The sequence below is a fragment of the Bradyrhizobium mercantei genome (assembly GCF_001982635.1).
Taxonomy (GTDB): Bacteria; Pseudomonadota; Alphaproteobacteria; order Rhizobiales; family Xanthobacteraceae; genus Bradyrhizobium; species Bradyrhizobium mercantei.
On sequence record NZ_MKFI01000003.1, the window covers coordinates 284,442 to 299,908 of the forward strand.

16 protein-coding genes are annotated in these 15,467 nt (G+C 61.7%); 11 read left to right on the top strand and 5 right to left on the bottom strand.

Annotation, left to right across the window (positions count from 1 at the left end; genetic code table 11):
* Nucleotide 1 precedes the first annotated feature (1 nt).
* The 4 genes from BI327_RS14880 (at nucleotide 2) to BI327_RS14895 (ending at nucleotide 3,638) form a co-directional block, all read left to right on the top strand.
* Nucleotides 2-802, top strand: a complete 801-nt coding sequence (locus BI327_RS14880; RefSeq protein ID WP_076861117.1) for an enoyl-CoA hydratase/isomerase family protein — start codon at nucleotides 2-4, stop codon at nucleotides 800-802.
* Nucleotides 803-804: 2 nt separating this feature from the next.
* On the top strand, nucleotides 805-1,998 hold the full coding sequence (locus BI327_RS14885; protein WP_076861119.1) for a CaiB/BaiF CoA transferase family protein: 1,194 nt from the start codon (nucleotides 805-807) through the stop codon (nucleotides 1,996-1,998).
* On the top strand, nucleotides 1,998-2,429 hold the full coding sequence (locus BI327_RS14890) for a PaaI family thioesterase (protein WP_076861121.1): 432 nt from the start codon (nucleotides 1,998-2,000) through the stop codon (nucleotides 2,427-2,429). The genes BI327_RS14885 and BI327_RS14890 overlap by 1 nt, the downstream gene beginning before the upstream one ends.
* Nucleotides 2,430-2,834: 405 nt before the next feature.
* Nucleotides 2,835-3,638, top strand: coding sequence for a COG3904 family protein (locus BI327_RS14895; RefSeq protein WP_076861123.1), 804 nt, complete (start codon nucleotides 2,835-2,837; stop codon nucleotides 3,636-3,638).
* Nucleotides 3,639-4,000: 362 nt separating this feature from the next.
* Here BI327_RS14895 and BI327_RS14900 read toward each other — a convergent pair whose 3' ends face one another.
* Complete coding sequence (locus BI327_RS14900) at nucleotides 4,001-4,267, bottom strand: hypothetical protein (protein WP_076861125.1); 267 nt, start codon at nucleotides 4,265-4,267, stop codon at nucleotides 4,001-4,003.
* 90 nt (nucleotides 4,268-4,357) lie between these two features.
* On the opposite strand from BI327_RS14900, the gene BI327_RS14905 reads away from it, so the two are divergent.
* Complete coding sequence (locus BI327_RS14905) at nucleotides 4,358-4,675, top strand: hypothetical protein (protein WP_076861127.1); 318 nt, start codon at nucleotides 4,358-4,360, stop codon at nucleotides 4,673-4,675.
* A gap of 28 nt (nucleotides 4,676-4,703) precedes the next feature.
* On the opposite strand, the gene BI327_RS14910 is transcribed toward BI327_RS14905, so the two are convergent.
* Complete coding sequence (locus tag BI327_RS14910; RefSeq protein ID WP_347337675.1) at nucleotides 4,704-5,183, bottom strand: hypothetical protein; 480 nt, start codon at nucleotides 5,181-5,183, stop codon at nucleotides 4,704-4,706.
* 117 nt (nucleotides 5,184-5,300) lie between these two features.
* Here BI327_RS14910 and BI327_RS14915 point away from each other — a divergent pair, with 117 nt between their 5' ends.
* Both BI327_RS14915 and BI327_RS14920 read left to right on the top strand, forming a co-directional pair.
* Nucleotides 5,301-6,380, top strand: a complete 1,080-nt coding sequence (locus tag BI327_RS14915; RefSeq protein ID WP_076861129.1) for an AI-2E family transporter — start codon at nucleotides 5,301-5,303, stop codon at nucleotides 6,378-6,380.
* Nucleotides 6,380-6,817 carry a potassium channel family protein gene (locus BI327_RS14920; protein ID WP_076862150.1) on the top strand — a complete coding sequence of 146 codons (438 nt, stop codon included), beginning with the start codon at nucleotides 6,380-6,382 and terminating at the stop codon, nucleotides 6,815-6,817. The genes BI327_RS14915 and BI327_RS14920 overlap by 1 nt, the downstream gene beginning before the upstream one ends.
* An 8-nt stretch (nucleotides 6,818-6,825) precedes the next feature.
* Here the strand turns inward: BI327_RS14920 and BI327_RS14925 are convergent, their stop codons facing one another.
* The gene (locus BI327_RS14925) at nucleotides 6,826-7,494 is read right to left on the bottom strand and encodes a helix-turn-helix domain-containing protein (protein ID WP_076861130.1); all 669 of its coding nucleotides are present in this window, start codon (nucleotides 7,492-7,494) and stop codon (nucleotides 6,826-6,828) included.
* A 330-nt stretch (nucleotides 7,495-7,824) separates the two neighbouring features.
* Here BI327_RS14925 and BI327_RS14930 point away from each other — a divergent pair, with 330 nt between their 5' ends.
* From BI327_RS14930 to BI327_RS14940, 3 genes are all read left to right on the top strand, one after another.
* Complete coding sequence (locus tag BI327_RS14930) at nucleotides 7,825-9,588, top strand: sensor histidine kinase (protein ID WP_159450451.1); 1,764 nt, start codon at nucleotides 7,825-7,827, stop codon at nucleotides 9,586-9,588.
* A gap of 118 nt (nucleotides 9,589-9,706) precedes the next feature.
* Nucleotides 9,707-10,339: a response regulator transcription factor gene (locus tag BI327_RS14935; RefSeq protein ID WP_076861134.1), complete on the top strand. Its 633-nt coding sequence runs from the start codon at nucleotides 9,707-9,709 to the stop codon at nucleotides 10,337-10,339.
* Nucleotides 10,340-10,506: 167 nt separating this feature from the next.
* A complete protein-coding gene (locus BI327_RS14940; RefSeq protein WP_076861136.1) occupies nucleotides 10,507-10,881 on the top strand; it encodes a response regulator in 375 nt (124 codons plus the stop codon).
* Nucleotides 10,882-10,897: 16 nt separating this feature from the next.
* Here BI327_RS14940 and BI327_RS41310 read toward each other — a convergent pair whose 3' ends face one another.
* Nucleotides 10,898-11,449 carry an invasion associated locus B family protein gene (locus BI327_RS41310; RefSeq protein WP_245334861.1) on the bottom strand — a complete coding sequence of 184 codons (552 nt, stop codon included), beginning with the start codon at nucleotides 11,447-11,449 and terminating at the stop codon, nucleotides 10,898-10,900.
* 58 nt (nucleotides 11,450-11,507) lie between these two features.
* Nucleotides 11,508-12,395 carry an alpha/beta hydrolase family protein gene (locus BI327_RS41315; protein ID WP_076861140.1) on the bottom strand — a complete coding sequence of 296 codons (888 nt, stop codon included), beginning with the start codon at nucleotides 12,393-12,395 and terminating at the stop codon, nucleotides 11,508-11,510.
* A gap of 237 nt (nucleotides 12,396-12,632) precedes the next feature.
* Here BI327_RS41315 and BI327_RS14955 point away from each other — a divergent pair, with 237 nt between their 5' ends.
* Nucleotides 12,633-15,383, top strand: a complete 2,751-nt coding sequence (locus BI327_RS14955) for a decarboxylase (RefSeq protein WP_076861142.1) — start codon at nucleotides 12,633-12,635, stop codon at nucleotides 15,381-15,383.
* Nucleotides 15,384-15,467: the final 84 nt, after the last annotated feature.

Consider the following 15,467-nt stretch of genomic DNA (forward strand, 5'->3'; position numbering starts at 1 on the left):
CATGGCCGTCCATTTTACCCGCGAAGGGCCGGTCGCGACGATCACCATCGACCGGCAGGAAGCCCTGAATGCGCTGGATGTCGAGACACAAAGGCAACTGCGTGACGTATTGATTGCCGCCCGGGACGACGATTCCGTCCGCGCGATAGTGCTGACCGGCGCTGGCAAACGCGCGTTCTCGGTTGGCGCCGACCTGAAGCGGACGGCTCCTGCGGAGCATCCGTACGCGGCGGCCTGGACGGCTCGCGACGAGGTCGCAACGGAGCGCGGGGCTTATGTCCGCTTCCTCAATATCGACCGGTTGGATATCTGGAAGCCGATCATCGCATCGATCAACGGGTATTGCCTCGGTGGTGGTCTTGAGCTTGCGCTGCAGTGCGATTTGCGTGTCGCAGCGGATACAGCGAGCTTCGCGTTGCCGGAGGTCAAGGTGGGCAGTGTCGCCGGGGTGTGCGGACCGTTGCTGCTGCGCGCGATTCCCGCCGCATCAGCCTCGAAGATGCTGTTGACCGGGGCGCGCATCGATGCCGCGGAGGCCCTTCGTATCGGGCTGGTGAGCGACGTCTGGCCGTCCGCGTCGCTGGCCGAGCGCACCAGCGAACTGGCGCATGCCGTGGCCAGCAATGCGCCCTTGTCGCTCTACGCGACCAAACGCCTGGCCCGGGAAACCGAGACTTCATCGCGCTCGATGCTGCTCAACATGACCGAAATGGTCTTCGGCATGATCAAAAACACGGCAGACCGGATTGAAGGCCGTAATGCTTTCGCCGAGAAACGCCCGCCACGGTTTCAGGGACAATGACGATGACCGCTCCTCAGCCGTCCGGCCCGACGACGTCGCATCCGCTTGAGGGTGCTCTTTCCGGTGTCCGCGTCGTCGACTTCTCGCAGATCGCTGCGGGCCCTCTCTGCACCATGCTGCTGGCCGATATGGGGGCCGATGTCGTGAAGATCGAGCCGCCGGGCGGCGATATCAGTCGGACTTTGGGCCCCAATTTTGCCGGCGGGGAGAGCACCACGTTTCTTTCGCTCAATCGAAACAAGCGGAGCGTCGTGCTGGACCTCAAGTCCGAGCAAGGGCTGATGGATGCCCACAATCTCATAGCAACGGCCGACATACTCGTGGAGAGTTTTCGCCCAGGCGTCGCTGCCCGGCTCGGCATCGGTTACGCGCAGGCGAGGGCGCTTAATGCGAAGTTGATCTATTGCTCTGTATCTGCATATGGCCAGTCCGAGCCAGGGAAGCCCGGCGTCGACGGTGTCCTTCAGGCTGTCTCCGGCCTGATGAGTATCACAGGATTTGACGGGCAGCCGCCGACGAAGCTTCAGGCCCCGGTGGTGGATATGGTCACCGGATATCACGCAACGATCGCGATTCTTGCCGCCCTGCTCAAACGCGGTACCGGCGCTGTTCCCTCCCATCTGGATGTCAGTCTGTATGCCTCGGCTCTGCTCCTTCAGCAGGTGCCGCTCACGGAATTTCTCATCTCGGGCGAGCTGCCAAGACGTAGTGGAAGCGGCGCACCCTACGCGACACCAAACGAGGCATATGAGACGGCTGACGGGTTCATTATGGTCGCCGCCTATCAGCAGGAGCATTGGCGAAAGCTTTGCCGCGTGATTGGTCGCCCTGAACTTGCGGACGATCAGCGGTTCGTCACCCTTCCGAAACGTATGGAAAACCGCGAGGAGCTAACCCGGGAACTTGGACTGACGTTCCGCTCGAACGACAGCTCGGCCTGGCTTCACATCCTGGAAACTGCCGATATTGTCTGTGGCCCGATCGCGAATTATGTACACCTGCAAACGTCGCAGCGCTTTGCAGCCGCGCGAATTGTGGCGTCGGTAGACCATCCTCGCGCGGGCGCGCTTGAAATGCCGGGATTTGCGATCGGCGGTCCAGCCCTGGCCGTTCGGATGCCACCACCAACCTTGGGCGAACACAACGAGCTCCTCCGCGAAAGCAATGCCCACTTCGCCGGTCCCGAGAGCCAGTGATGGATCTGCATAATCCGTTGCTGCAGTATCTAGGCGTTGGCTTATCAGAATGGACGGCAGGAGACTGCAGGTTCTATCTCGATGTTCAGCCGCGACATCTCAATCGTCAGGCCAGCCTTCAAGGTGGCGTAATCGCCACTCTGCTCGATGCTGCATGCGGCTATGCCGGGCTAACTCCGGAAACCGAGGGGGCCCAGGATCATGCGGTGACGGTCATGTTGACGATCAGCTATCTCGCCAAGGTCGATAGTGGACGAATATTTGCAGCTGGCCGATTAACTCACATGGGCAGGCGCTTGTATTTCGCTTCGGGTCAGGTGGTCACTGCCGAGAACAAGGTTATAGCGAGCGCTCAGGGAACATTTCGGCGAAGCCAAGCTGAGGCTGCCACTTCGCATCGTAGCGATGGAACAAACAAACAATATCAATAGTTTGAAGGATAGTAACCTCGTCCGAGACGTGCGGATCAAATCGCAATTTGAACCGAGTGTCGGTATCGGTGGTTGCGCCTCCCCGCAACCAAGTTGGTCAGAGGCCCCAGCAATCTCAAAGAGATGCTGGGGCCTCTTTTTCTGTGAAGTCGAGCGCAATGCTATCAATGACTTGGCTTACAGGTTCAAATCACCCCGCAGCCGACAATACGGTCGCTCCGGCCATGACCTGTCTCCTCTGGAGACAAGCTGCGGGTTTCGAAACCTGCTGACCTTCAGGACTCAATAACATCGTCGCGGACCCTGCCTGCGCAGTTGCTGGTCCGAATTTGACTCAGATCAAGCCTCAGCGCGCTTCCATGTTCTGTCTTTCGTGCGAGATCCCGGGTCAAATGGGGGAGCGCCGTGGAAGCCAAGACGTACGCTTTGCGAGCCCTCAGCGCGCTATTTTTCGATACCTGCGTAAAGAGCCGGAATGCCCCGCATCGCTGTCTGGATCTGTTCGGATCGACGATGCGACGTCGTCGTGATCGCTCGAAGCCGGCTACCGCGCTCGTCTTGAACATCGCGATCGCATTGTTCGCGCCGAACTGTGTCGCGATGGAATTTTCCCGTGTCCCTGGGTGCTTCGGCGATGTCTTGAAGCTCAGGGGTGATCTTCGGGACGGGGACTTTGTCCATTTCCGCGGTTACCTTGGCACAGAGCGGCGGATCGCCGGGCTGGATCTCGATTCCGACGGAGGCTCTCTCTCCGAGGGGTTCCGGATCGCCATGCTTGTGCACCAGAAGCAGATCGCCACTTACGTTTCCGGAGAATGCGACTCGGCATGCGCTTTTATCTTCCTGGCGGGCGCGAAGCGTTACGTGGCGCCAGATGCCAAGATCGGCGTCCATTCGGTTTCCAACATGCATGGAAACGAAGACACTGGCACGCTTCGCGACACGATCAAATTGGCGAGGCTATCGGCCAAGCTGCGTGTTCCTCCGTCGGTGATCGGCAAGATGGTAATGACCCCGCCAGGAAAGATGGCGTATTTGAACAGGGAAGAGCTCGCTTTGCTGAAGGTTGTGGAGCGGAATCCGTTTGATCGCGTCGCTCGCACGGCGACCTCTGGATCAAAGGGCTCCATATGTGGCGCGGAGCCCTCGAAGAGTGCGTCGGAAGAGGAACGTTCGACGCGGATTACCGCAGGCTCGAAAGGAAGCTAGAGACGGACCTGGTGGTGGGCCGCCAAGCCGCTAATACATCGCCTCAGCCATGTTGCGGCGGGGCCAGGCCGCCCGCATAGCCAAATTGGCTTATCGAATCTGGCGCATCTGCGCCTGATGGATTGGCACAAGCTGCACTGGTCACCCCGTTGCACCGTGATCTACAGTGGCAATCATGGGGTACGACCGCGACATATCTTGGCGAGCGCGTGGCGTAGGCCGGCAGGCTGGCATCCGCAATTGGCTACGTCATTGGCTTGACGTGATCGACGGCGATATTGCCTTCAGGGTCGTGGTCATGACCGCCGGGATGCTCTCGAGTGTGGCGATCGCCTTTGGATTGCTGTCGTCCTGAACGGCTGTTATCCGAAGTTGAGCGAGCTGATGTCGGCGACGAAATCCGCGCCCGTTACCGGAGGCGCAAGTCCCGTCTTCACCGCATAGCCGCCGACGATGACGTGTGGCCGGATCGACGCAGGCAGCGCTTGAACCTGTCCGGCAATATCCGCAACGGACTCGCACTGTTCAGCCAGGGCCATGAAGATCAGCAGTTGATTTGGCTTTGTGGCGGAAAGGCGCTGCCGCAGTGCGTCGAAGCCAATCGAACCATTGATGGTGTCGGTTTGCACTCGGTAGCTGCTTTTCAGGTGTTTCGCCAGTGAAGCTCTGGCAATATGAGCACCATTTCAGCACGACACGGGTACTCCCGGCGGCAATGAATGCGTTTCAGATCAGCTGCAAATTCGAACGGACGTCGAGACCGTCCGGTGGCAAGTCCAGGTGTCCGGGCCTTCGCCGCGATCGTCCTGATTGGCTGCGTGCAACAGACGGTCGCGCAGCCGCTGACGCCGTTCCGGTATGAAACCCAGGCCCAGCGGCATTGTCCCGGCGATACCGTGGTCTGGCTCGATTTCCGCCGCGGACGCTATTATCGCAAGGGCCAGAGCCGCTATGCCAGGGGCTTCGATGGCAGCTACGCGTGCAGCAAGGAAGCGCGCGGGAGCGGCTATCGGCGTTCGTTGTTCGGGCTGCGGTGACGTCACCGAAGGCCGGGATGGGGATGGCCTACCAGCCGTAATAACGCGGTTGGTAGTAGCCGTAGCCTCCGCCGGGCGGGCAATAGCCGTATCCGGAGCCATAGCCGTAACCATATCCGGCGCCGTAATAGGGATACCCGCCATAGTAAGCCGAGCTCGCGATGGCTCCGCCGACGATCGCGCCGGCAGCAGCAGCGCCCCAGCCGCGATAGCCCCATCCTCGATATCCGCCCCAGCCACCGTAGCCTCGCCAGCCGCGGTAGCCCCAGCCGCCGCCGCGCCAACCGCCGCCCCAACGAACCTGAACGGTGGCACTGTCGACCGCGCCCTTCATGGCAGCGACGTTGGTCGGTAGTGGGGCCGCCTGGCCCACGCCAATACCGATCGTGCTCGCGAGCAGGGTCAAGGCCAGCAAGGTTCTGGTGTTCATCATGACGTCCTCCACATCGGGGTGACACAGGCAGTCGTGATCGCGTGGCAGCCAGATCGTCACCGGCTTCTCGATCATGCGAAGCCGAGCTTCTCAGTCGATGCGGGGTGACGCTTGATCTGAATCAAGCCGAGCCGTGCCGGGTGATGGCACCGCTTCCCACTTGCCTGATGATGCTCGACCGAAAGGACGTCCTTGAAAACCTTGCGCCAGCTCGTGGTCGGAGAAGAGTTCATCCAGCTCGCAATTCGCCTCGGATTGCTGGCGCTGTTGATCAGCTGGTCGTTCGTCCTGGTTCGGCCGTTCGTGCCGATCCTGGCCTGGAGCGTGGTACTCGCGGTCGCGCTCTATCCCGTCTTCAATTGGCTTGCCGGCATGCTCGGCGGCCGCGCCGGCATCGCGGCCCTCGTCTTGACCTTGATCTCGCTGGGCGTCGTGATCGGGCCGGCGACCTGGCTCGGGATTGGAGCCGTCGAGGGGGTGAGGGAGCTCGCAGGACAATTGAGCGCCGGCAACGTGGTCGTGCCGTCGCCGCCGCCGGAGGTGAAGGATTGGCCGCTGGTCGGCGGGCCGCTCTATGACGTCTGGGATCGGGCATCGACCAATCTGCGCGCCGTGCTGCGCGAGGTCGTGCCGCATCTGACGCCGCTGGCCGGGACCCTGTTTGCGTTCGCCAGCAATGCCGGGGTCGGGATGCTGAAGTTCCTGCTGGCGGTCGTCCTGGCAGGCTTTCTGTTTCCCTATGGCTTGCAGCTTGCCGCGGCGTGCCGAAGCTTCCTGTCCCGCATCGTGCCGGAACAGAGCGAGCATTTCCTCGACCTTGCAGGCACAACCATTCGGGCGGTCTCCCGCGGCGTGATTGGCATTGCCGTTCTGCAGTCACTGCTGGCCGGCATCGGCTTCAAGCTGGCCGGAATTCCGAGCGCGGGGCTGCTGGCGTTTGTCGTGATGCTGCTGGCGATCGTGCAGATCGGGGCGGCGATCGTGCTCGTTCCGGTTATCATCTGGCTCTGGTCGGCCAAGGACTTCACAACGGCGCTCGCCTTGACGCTCTTCTTCCTGGTTGTCGGCGTCCTCGACAATGTGCTGAAGCCGCTGGTGATGGGGCGCGGCCTCACCACGCCGGCGCCCGTCATCCTCGTCGGGGTGATCGGCGGCACACTGGCCCACGGCATCGTCGGCCTCTTCGTCGGCCCGATCATTCTCGCGGTCGCCTGGGAGTTGGTCACGGCGTGGATCCGGGACGACCGCGCCCGGCTGGCGGGAGAGCGATGATGTTATTTCAGCTCCTCGTGGGATCGGCGGTCAGCGCGATCAACATCGTGATCCATTCGCTGTGGACCGTTGCAGCCATCGGGTGGCTTCGCAACGTCGCGTTGACCGCGTCCGGCCGGGCGTGGCTACAGCTCAGCGGCGTGATGGTTGCGACTGCGCTTGCGCTGATGCTGGCTCACACGCTTGAGATCGTGGTGTGGACCTTGGCCTATTGGGTGCTCGGCGCAGCACCCGATGGCAGCAACCTGCTGTATTTCGCTTTTGTGAACTACACCACACTCGGCTATGGCGACGTCATCCCGGTCAAGCAGTGGCAGCTGGTCGGACCGATGGCCGCCATGAACGGCATTCTCATGTTCGGCTGGTCGACGGCGGTCCTGTTCGAAGTGCTGCAAAAGACCATCGAGCGCCAGGCGGCGCCCACGAAATCCCCCTGATGTCGTGGTCAGTTGTCCAGCCTGGACAGCTGGTCGCGGTCAACCAGCATGATTTCGCGCTGATTCGAGCCGAGAAAGTCCAGTGCGCCGTAGGTGTGCAGCTTTGATAGCGCACGCGATACTGTCTCGAGGGTCAGCCCAAGATAGTCGGCGATGTCGCGCCGGCACATCGGCAAGGCGACGACGCCGACCCCGGCCAGCCGGCGATCCATTTCGAGCAGGAACGCAGCGACCCTCTCCAGCGCGGTCTTGCGACCGAGCAGCAGCATGTGATCTTCGGCGTGCCGCAGGTTGCTGGTGGTCATGATCAGCAGGTTGCGAGCGAGGTCCAAGTCGAAATGAGCCACGCGCTCGAGGCTCATCCGCTTGGTCAAGCGCACGGTCGTGTCGACGATGGCCTCAGCTGTGAACCGATGAGTTTCGGCATTCTCGAGCCCGAAAATATCTCCGACGAGGTGAAAGGCTCCGATCTGGCGGCGTCCGTCGGACAGGAGCTTGTAGCTGCGGACCGCCCCTGAAACGATCTGGTAGACATACTCCGCCGGCTCCTTCTCCCCGTAAATCTCGGTGCCCTTCCTGTAGTGGAATTCGCTGGTGATGCAGTTGGCGTGCTGGGCGGTCAGCCCACCGAGGATGCACGGCATATTGGCCTGTCTGACGTTGACGCGAGCAAACATGGACTAACTCTCTTGGGTAATGACTGTTGCAGCGTCCGCGGCGGCCCGAAATGCGTGTCCGTGCGCAATGTCTACGACAGGGCCCGGTCAGTCTCTATTGGTCCTGAGGTCATTGTCCTAAAGGACAGGGTGCGCGAAATGCGGCAATTTGTTCGTAATTGATGCGCACCGCCTTAGATTACTTTTCAATTTTCACGACGATAACCGGATGCTAGGTTTTCAACCTGTTGGTCTCCGGCTCCGAACGCCATGGGCAGTGCAATTCGGCTCTCTGGACTGATCATCCTGCTGGCTACGTTGTTGGCGCCGGCTGGGCTCCGGGCGCAACAGATGCGCCCACATTCCATGCTGGTGCTGGATCAGTCCGATCGGCGTGGGCCCTTCTACTATCAGGTATTCGTTGGGCTGAGGGATGCGGTGAGCGCTCACGGTCACGCGCCGACCACCATCTACACCGAGAGCCTCGACCTCAATCGCTTCGGCGGTGAAGCCTATCAGGAGGATTTCCGGCGGTTTCTCGCGGCCAAGTATCGCGATCGGCCGATCGGTGTCGTGGTCACGGTTGGCGCCGCTGCGCTAGAACTTGCGCTCCGCTGGCGCCCGCAGCTCTGGCCCGACACGCCAATCGTATTCGCACTGGTCGAAGAGGCCGATTTCAAGCGATTGCGGCCGCCGGCCTATGCCACCGGCGGCATCGTGACCTCGAAGCTCAGGGATGCCGTCACGGCCGCCCGCGCCGTGGTGCCGGGTCTCAGGTCTGTGGTGCTGGTCGGTGCGGAATGGGATCGGCAGGTTCTGTTCCGGAATTGGAAGGGCGAGGTTGCCGCCGGCATTCCGGGTCTGGACATCATCGAGATCATCGGACGTCCGATGCCCGACGTCATTGAGCGCGTCAAAACGCTCCCCGATCATAGCGCGATCATCTACACGGGCCTCTATAGCGACGGCAAAGGCAACTACTATCCGCCCTCGGACGCCCTCGCATTTGTCGCCGCAAGAGTCAATCGCCCAATTGTCGTTGCGGCCGAGACTTTCCTGGATGCCGGCGGAATTGGCGGGTTCGCCATTGTCCCCTCGCTGATCGGCGCCGAAGCGGCGCGGCGGTCGCTGCGGATTCTGGACGGCGAGACCCCGGAAAGCCTGCCCCCGTCGCTGGTCGATGTCGTGAAGCCGATCTTCAACTGGCGGCAGATGCAGCGCTGGAATGTCAGCGAGGCGAATCTGCCAAAGGGCAGCGAAATTCGCTTTCGTGAGCCGACCTTCCTGGAAAAATACCGCTGGCGGGCGGTCGCCCTGGTCACGGCACTCCTGGTTCAAACCACGCTGATTGCATTCCTGCTGCACGAGCGGTTCATGCGGCGGAAGGCCGAGGTCGAATCTCGCAATCGCCTGTCCGACCTCGCCCATATCAATCGGCAGGCGACTGCCGGAGAACTTTCGTCCTCGATCGCCCATGAGCTCAACCAGCCGCTGGGCTCGATCCTGACCAATGCCGAGAGCGCGGAGTTGATCTTGGGCTCGCCGACGCCCGACCTTCAGGAGGTGCGGGAGATCATTTCCGACATCAAACGCGATGATCTCCGTGCGAGTGAGGTGATCCGCAGGATGCGCAGCCTGCTGAAACGTGCGCCATTTGAGAAAAAGGAGATCGACCTCAACCAGACCATGCGGGAAGCATTCGATTTCCTCAAGTTGCAGGCCTCCGCACGCAACGTCGCAATCTATCTGCAGACCTCGCCGCAGGCCCTGCGGGTGAAGGGTGACCCGGTGCAGTTGCAGCAGGTCATTCTCAATCTGGTGGTCAATAGCATGGACGCGATGGACAAGATGCCGTACGGGCGCACGATCATCGGCCGCACCGAGGTCAACGGGGACGCATCGGCCGTGATTTCCATCTGCGATTCCGGCCCGGGAATTCCCCAGGACAGGCTCAACGAGGTGTTCGATCCGTTCTTCACCACGAAGGAGCAGGGCATGGGCGTCGGCCTGTCCATCGCGCGGACGATCGTTCTGGCGCATAGCGGTCAGATCTGGGCCGAGAACCAGTCCGGGGGAGGCGCGATATTCCACCTTTCACTGCCACTGGCAGCGTAGTGCGTTTGGGTCTTGTTTGTCTGATTGCAAGGTTCAATTTACGACGAACGCAGCATTTTCAGATTGCCGCTGATGATCATTCTACAGGTAGCGGCGATCATCCGGCGGTGGAGCAACAATGCACGCTTACGTGCACATAGTCGACGACGATGCGTCGTTTCGCGCAGCTCTCGAGCGCCGGCTCAAGCTCGCAGGCTATCGTGTTGTTACCTATGCGTCGGCCCGGGAATTGCTCGATCAATTGCCTGACGACGAAGAGACCGGCTGTATCCTGCTGGACGTACGCATTCCCGGAATGAGTGGTCCGGAGTTGCAGCGTCGTCTGAACGAGTTGGGGTCGACGCTTCCGATCGTGTTCCTGACCGGACATGCCGACACAGCAACCACCGTCCAGGCGATCAAGGCCGGTGCCGAGGATTTCCTGACCAAACCAATCGCCTCGGAGCAACTGATCGAGGCAATCAATCGCGCCGTCGCGCGGCACGAGCTGGCCCGAGGCCAGCGAACCAGGCTCGATTCACTCCGCGCGCTGCTGGCGAAGCTGACCCCACGCGAGCGGCAGGTGTTCGACCTGATCGTGTGCGGCCGGATCAACAAGCAGATCGCGCACGAGCTTGGCACCACCGAACGCACGATCAAGGCGCATCGTCATCAGGTCATGGAGAAGATGCAGGTGCAGTCACTGGCCGAGCTGGTCTCGATCGCAGAACGGCTCGGCACGCGTGCATCCGGTGACGAAATCAAGGCTTGATCGATCGGGCGCTCTGCGGCTCCTGTCCCATGGTACAATATGAAAGCTGTGTGACGGGGCTTATCTCGGATATTGGCCGCGACAATTTGCGTGCCGATAGCTGCTTGATGTGTCCTTCATCCGATAGTGGATGAAGGTCATTCAGCAATCAGGTGAGGCCTCAGGATTTGCCGACCGCGAAATTCGTCTTCGTCGTGGATGATAATCCCTCGATGCTCCGTGGAATCGGACGGCTTCTGCGGGAATACGGCTTTGCATCCAGGCTGTTCGAGACCGGAAGCGCCTTACTGAGGGATGGCAGCTTTGAAAGCGCGGTGTGTCTCGTCCTGGACATCAATCTCAGCGATGGGTCCGGGATCGAACTGCGCCACCGACTGGCGGATCTCGGCATCGACGTTCCGGTCATCTACATCACGGGAAACGACAACGCGGCGACACGCATGGCGGCCATGGCATCAGGATGCGTGGCCTATCTGACCAAGCCTTTCACGGCAAATTCGTTGATTCAGCCTATCGAGCGGCTGTCGGCCGGCGTCGCCTAGCGACTGCGGGTCCCGATCATTCATCGATGACTTGATCAAGCGTCAGCGCGGGGGCGCCCTTGCGCACGGTCGCAAAGCGCTCGAGCGGTACCGAGGTCGTCACCGTCAGAATGCTGCTGTCGACAACCTCGATCGAGAGCGCCTTTCCGCCATCCATGTCCTCGAGCAGCTTGGGATCGGCGACATCGGCCGCAATGCACATGTTGGTTACGCACCAGGTATAGGGCAGGCGATGAACGGCCTTCCGGTCGACCGATAGCTTGACCCCTGCCTGTAGATACATCCCGACCGGGAGGAAGAGCTGGACGCGGTCGCTGCCGTCCTCGCGCTCGACCAGATCGACGCGAACGGCGGTCTGCCCGGTGGCGAAGGTGCCCGTGATCGTCGTTCGGCACAACGTCTTGGCGCCGGCGGCATTGAAGCAGAGCTTTCGCCACTCGCCATACTTGATGTCCCGGACCGGCGAACGCGTCCCCCGTGGGGCCACCTCGCCGCCGTCTTTGACCGCGGCGGGCGGTGAAGGCGTCTGTTGGCCGTGAGCCGCACTGATGCCGGCCGCGAGCAGCATCAACTTGGCCAAGACTCCATATCGGACCATGGATGCTCCTCCAGCGGGGCGTGATTACCTAGCGAACATTGCCCAGAAATCGTTCGACCAATGGCGACCAGGTGGGAATGGAATCGGGAGAACCGATCAGGAAGTGCCCTTCGTCGCCGAACGGCGGCAACAGATGGTACTCGGCACGGCCGCCCGCGGCGGTGAACGCCTCGTGCATTCGCTTCGACAGGGTCGGACCGAAGAACGTGTCGTTCTCGATGTAGAGCCACAGCATCGGCACCCGTGAGGTGTGGCCAAACGCGCCTGTCGCTTCGACCAGTTTGTCGGGGTTGCAATTGTTGTTGGGCTTGCCATCGACGCGGCCGCCGCGGCCCGCCGCGAAAGTGATGATGGCCTTGACTTGCGGTGGATTGAGGCTCGACAGCGCGATCGCCGCCCAGCCGCCGGCCGATTGTCCGACCACGATGACGTCTTTCGGCACGATGCGCTTCTCGGCGGCCATATAGTCGATGATCCAGAGGTCGACCTGCGCGACGGCAAGGCCCGCATCGAGGAAATTCGGGTTGGTGCATTTGCCGATCTTGGAGAAGAACGGGCCATACAGTCCGCGTTCGGGAATATCGATGGCCGCCGCGCCATAGCCGGTTCCGACCGGCGCCACCACGAGATAGCCGCGCCGCGCGAACCACATTGCGGCATCGCGAAATTCGACCAGCGGGAAAAAGCTGCGATCCCTGGCTTTCAGCGACACGCCGTGGTTCATGATGACTAGCGGGAAAGGGCCGTCGCCGAGCGGACGGACCAGATAGGCGAACATCGGTAGCGGTGTCGGCAACGCCCAGATCTCTTCCTGGATGCGCTCGGGTGGACCTTGGTCATCGGCGCGAGCAGGGACGATCAGGCCGAGCAACAGCAGTGCGCCGATGGCGAGAGTCCGTAAGCGGTGCTGACGCATGCCACGCGCTCCAGCGATCATCCGGCAAATATGCAGGTCACGACAATCGAGCCGGGCAGGATGAAAGGCACGCTGCAGACTGTGCGGCCTTGATCTGAATCAACGAGCATCGGTCGCGCCGGGCGCGACCACATGCATTCATTGCAGCGTCGCACTGCGGCTTGACTTGGATCAAAGGGGACGACGAGCACGGTTCTTACGATCAGGCAGCACCAGCGCCAAGATCGGGAGACAGTGATGGCAAACGAGGCGAAGCCGGCACAGCAGCGCATCGATCAGTTCTTCTCGGGACCCGGCGGACGGGCCGACAATTGGCGCGATCTGGTCGAGGCGGCCAAGATGTGGAGCAAAGGCGGCGACCGCGCGCCGTACGATGCGGCGTTGTCGGCGCTTGCGGTGACCGAGGAGTTTCACGGCTACCCGGGGCTCCGCTTGATGGCGGCGCTGAAGGAAGCCGCCGCAACGGGCGACGCTGCCACCTCACATATGCTCGCGACGCGGATCGCGCAGGCGCTTCAGACCAAATCCTTCCGCCAGCATGCCGGTGACTGGAGCACGCAGGATGAGGTCAACGGCGACGTTCCCGATCTGCTGCCGCCGACGCTCGGACAATCGGCGGCGCGCCGACCGTATTTCGAGACCCTGATCGTGACCGGGGTGCCGGCCGGCAACTGGCCGGGACTGCTGGCCGAATGGCGCAAGCTGCGGCGTCCGGTCGACGCCTTCATCTATGAGCCCGTGGTGGTGGGCAGCCTCGAGGACGCCTTCTGTGCGGCGATGCTCAACCCCAACATCGCGGCCGTGGTGATCAACGAAGGCTTTGGCTTGCGCTCGCGGCACGACGCACCGGTGCTTCGCGCCATGACAGGTGCCATGGGGCTTGGCGATGAGTCAGATGCGTCTGCGCTGCGGCTGGCCCACATCCTGAAGCGGATCCGTCCCGAGCTTGACCTCTACCTCATGTCCAATCGCGACGTTGAGGAACTGGCCGGCAATCCCGAGGCCGACGTGGTGCGCCGGGTGTTCTACTCGGTCGAGGATATTCTCGAACTGCACCTTTCAATTCTGGAAGGCGTGCAGGATCGCTTCGACACGCCGTTCTTCGACAATTTGAAGAAATATGCGCAGCGGCCGATCGGGACCTTCCACGCGCTGCCGATCGCGCGCGGCAAGTCCGTGTTCAAGTCGGACTGGATCCGCGACATGGGCGAATTCTACGGGCTGAACCTGTTCCTCGCCGAGAGCAGCGCCACCACCGGCGGCCTCGACAGCATGCTGGAGCCGACCGGCAACATCAAGAAAGCGCAGGAGAAGGCCGCGCGCGCGCTCGGAGCCGATCGCGTCTACTTCGTGACCAACGGCACCTCGACATCCAACAAGATGGCGGTGCAGGCGCTGCTCGGTCCCGGCGATATCGCGATCGTCGACCGCAATTGCCACAAGTCGCACCATTACGGGATGGTGCTTGCCGGCGCGCAGCCGCTCTACGTCGAAGCATTTCCGATGACCGAATATTCGATGTATGGCGCGGTGCCGCTGCAGACCATCAAGCAGGCGCTTCTGAACGCAAAGGCCGACGGCCGGCTCGACCGGGTCAAGATGATCGACCTGACCAACTGCACCTTCGACGGTCACATCTACAACACGCGGCGGGTGATGGAGGAGTGCCTCGCGATCAAGCCCGACCTGATCTTCCTGTGGGACGAGGCCTGGTTCGGCTTCGCGCGGTTCTCGCCGTTCCTGCGGCGGCGAACCGCGATGGGGGCGGCGAATGAGATCGAAGCCTGGATGCGCGATCCCAAATCGGTTTCCGCTTACGAGAAGCAGCAGGCCGAGCTCGGCAAGAGCCCCTCGGACGAGGTTCTGCTCAAGACCAGGCTTGTCCCCGATCCGCGCCAGATCCGGTTGCGGGTCTATCAGACTAACTCGACGCACAAGTCGATGTCGGCGATCCGGCAGGGCTCGATGCTGGCGGTCAAGGACATCGAATTCCACACCGTCGAAGCGCAATTCAAGGAGGCCGTATTCACGCACGCGTCGACCAGCCCGAACCAGCAATTGATCGCAAGCCTCGACGTCTCGCGCCGGCAGATGGAGCTCGAAGGCTACGGACTGGTAGCCAATGCCATGGAGATTGCGTTCGCGATCCGCAATGCAGTCAACACCAACCCGCTGATTTCCAGATACTTCCGCGTGCTCGGCGCCGACGCCATGGTGCCGAAGGAATATCGCCAGAGCGGCTTCACCGACTATCTCGCGGCCGGCACCGATTGGGCGAGCGCACTGGAGAGCCTGAACGACGACGAGTTCTGCCTCGATCCAACCCGCATGACGCTGGTCTGCGGTACGGCCGGCTACGACGGGACGTCGTTCAAGGGTCTGCTTGCCAGCCGCTACAACATCCAGGTCAACAAGACCTCGCGCAACTCGGTCCTGATCCAGTCCAACATCAACAACACACGGAGCGATGTTGCGCATCTCGTCCGGGTGCTGGCTGAAATTGCCGGTGAGATCGATCGTGGGCTCGCCAGGGGCGGAGCGACTGCCAGGGTCGATTTCGACATGCGGGTCAACAGCCTGATGAAGGATGTGCCCGACCTGCCGAACTTCTCGCATTTCCACGCCGCCTATCGCGGCGACGCCGGCACGAAGACGAACGAGGGCGACATCCGCGGGGGCTTCTATTCCGCCTACGATGCCGCGGGATGTGCGTATATTCGCCTCAACGATCCGGAAATCGACCGGCGTCTGAAGAACGGGCCCGATCTCGTCTCCGCGAACTTCGTGATCCCTTATCCGCCCGGTTTCCCGATCATGGTTCCTGGCCAGGTCATCACGCAGGAGACCATCGACTTCATGCGCAAGCTGGATGTGAAGGAGATCCATGGCTACGACGCGGCTGAGGGCCTGAAACTGGTGACGACCGAGGCATTGGCCAGGATGGGCAAGCCGCGGGCGGCGGCGCCGAAGCTCAAGGCTGCATCGTAAGGGAAGCAGATCTCGCGAGGCGCCGTCGCGTTCTTGCGGCGATGATCCTTGCGCAACAGGTCGTCACGCAACCGGTTCCTGGAG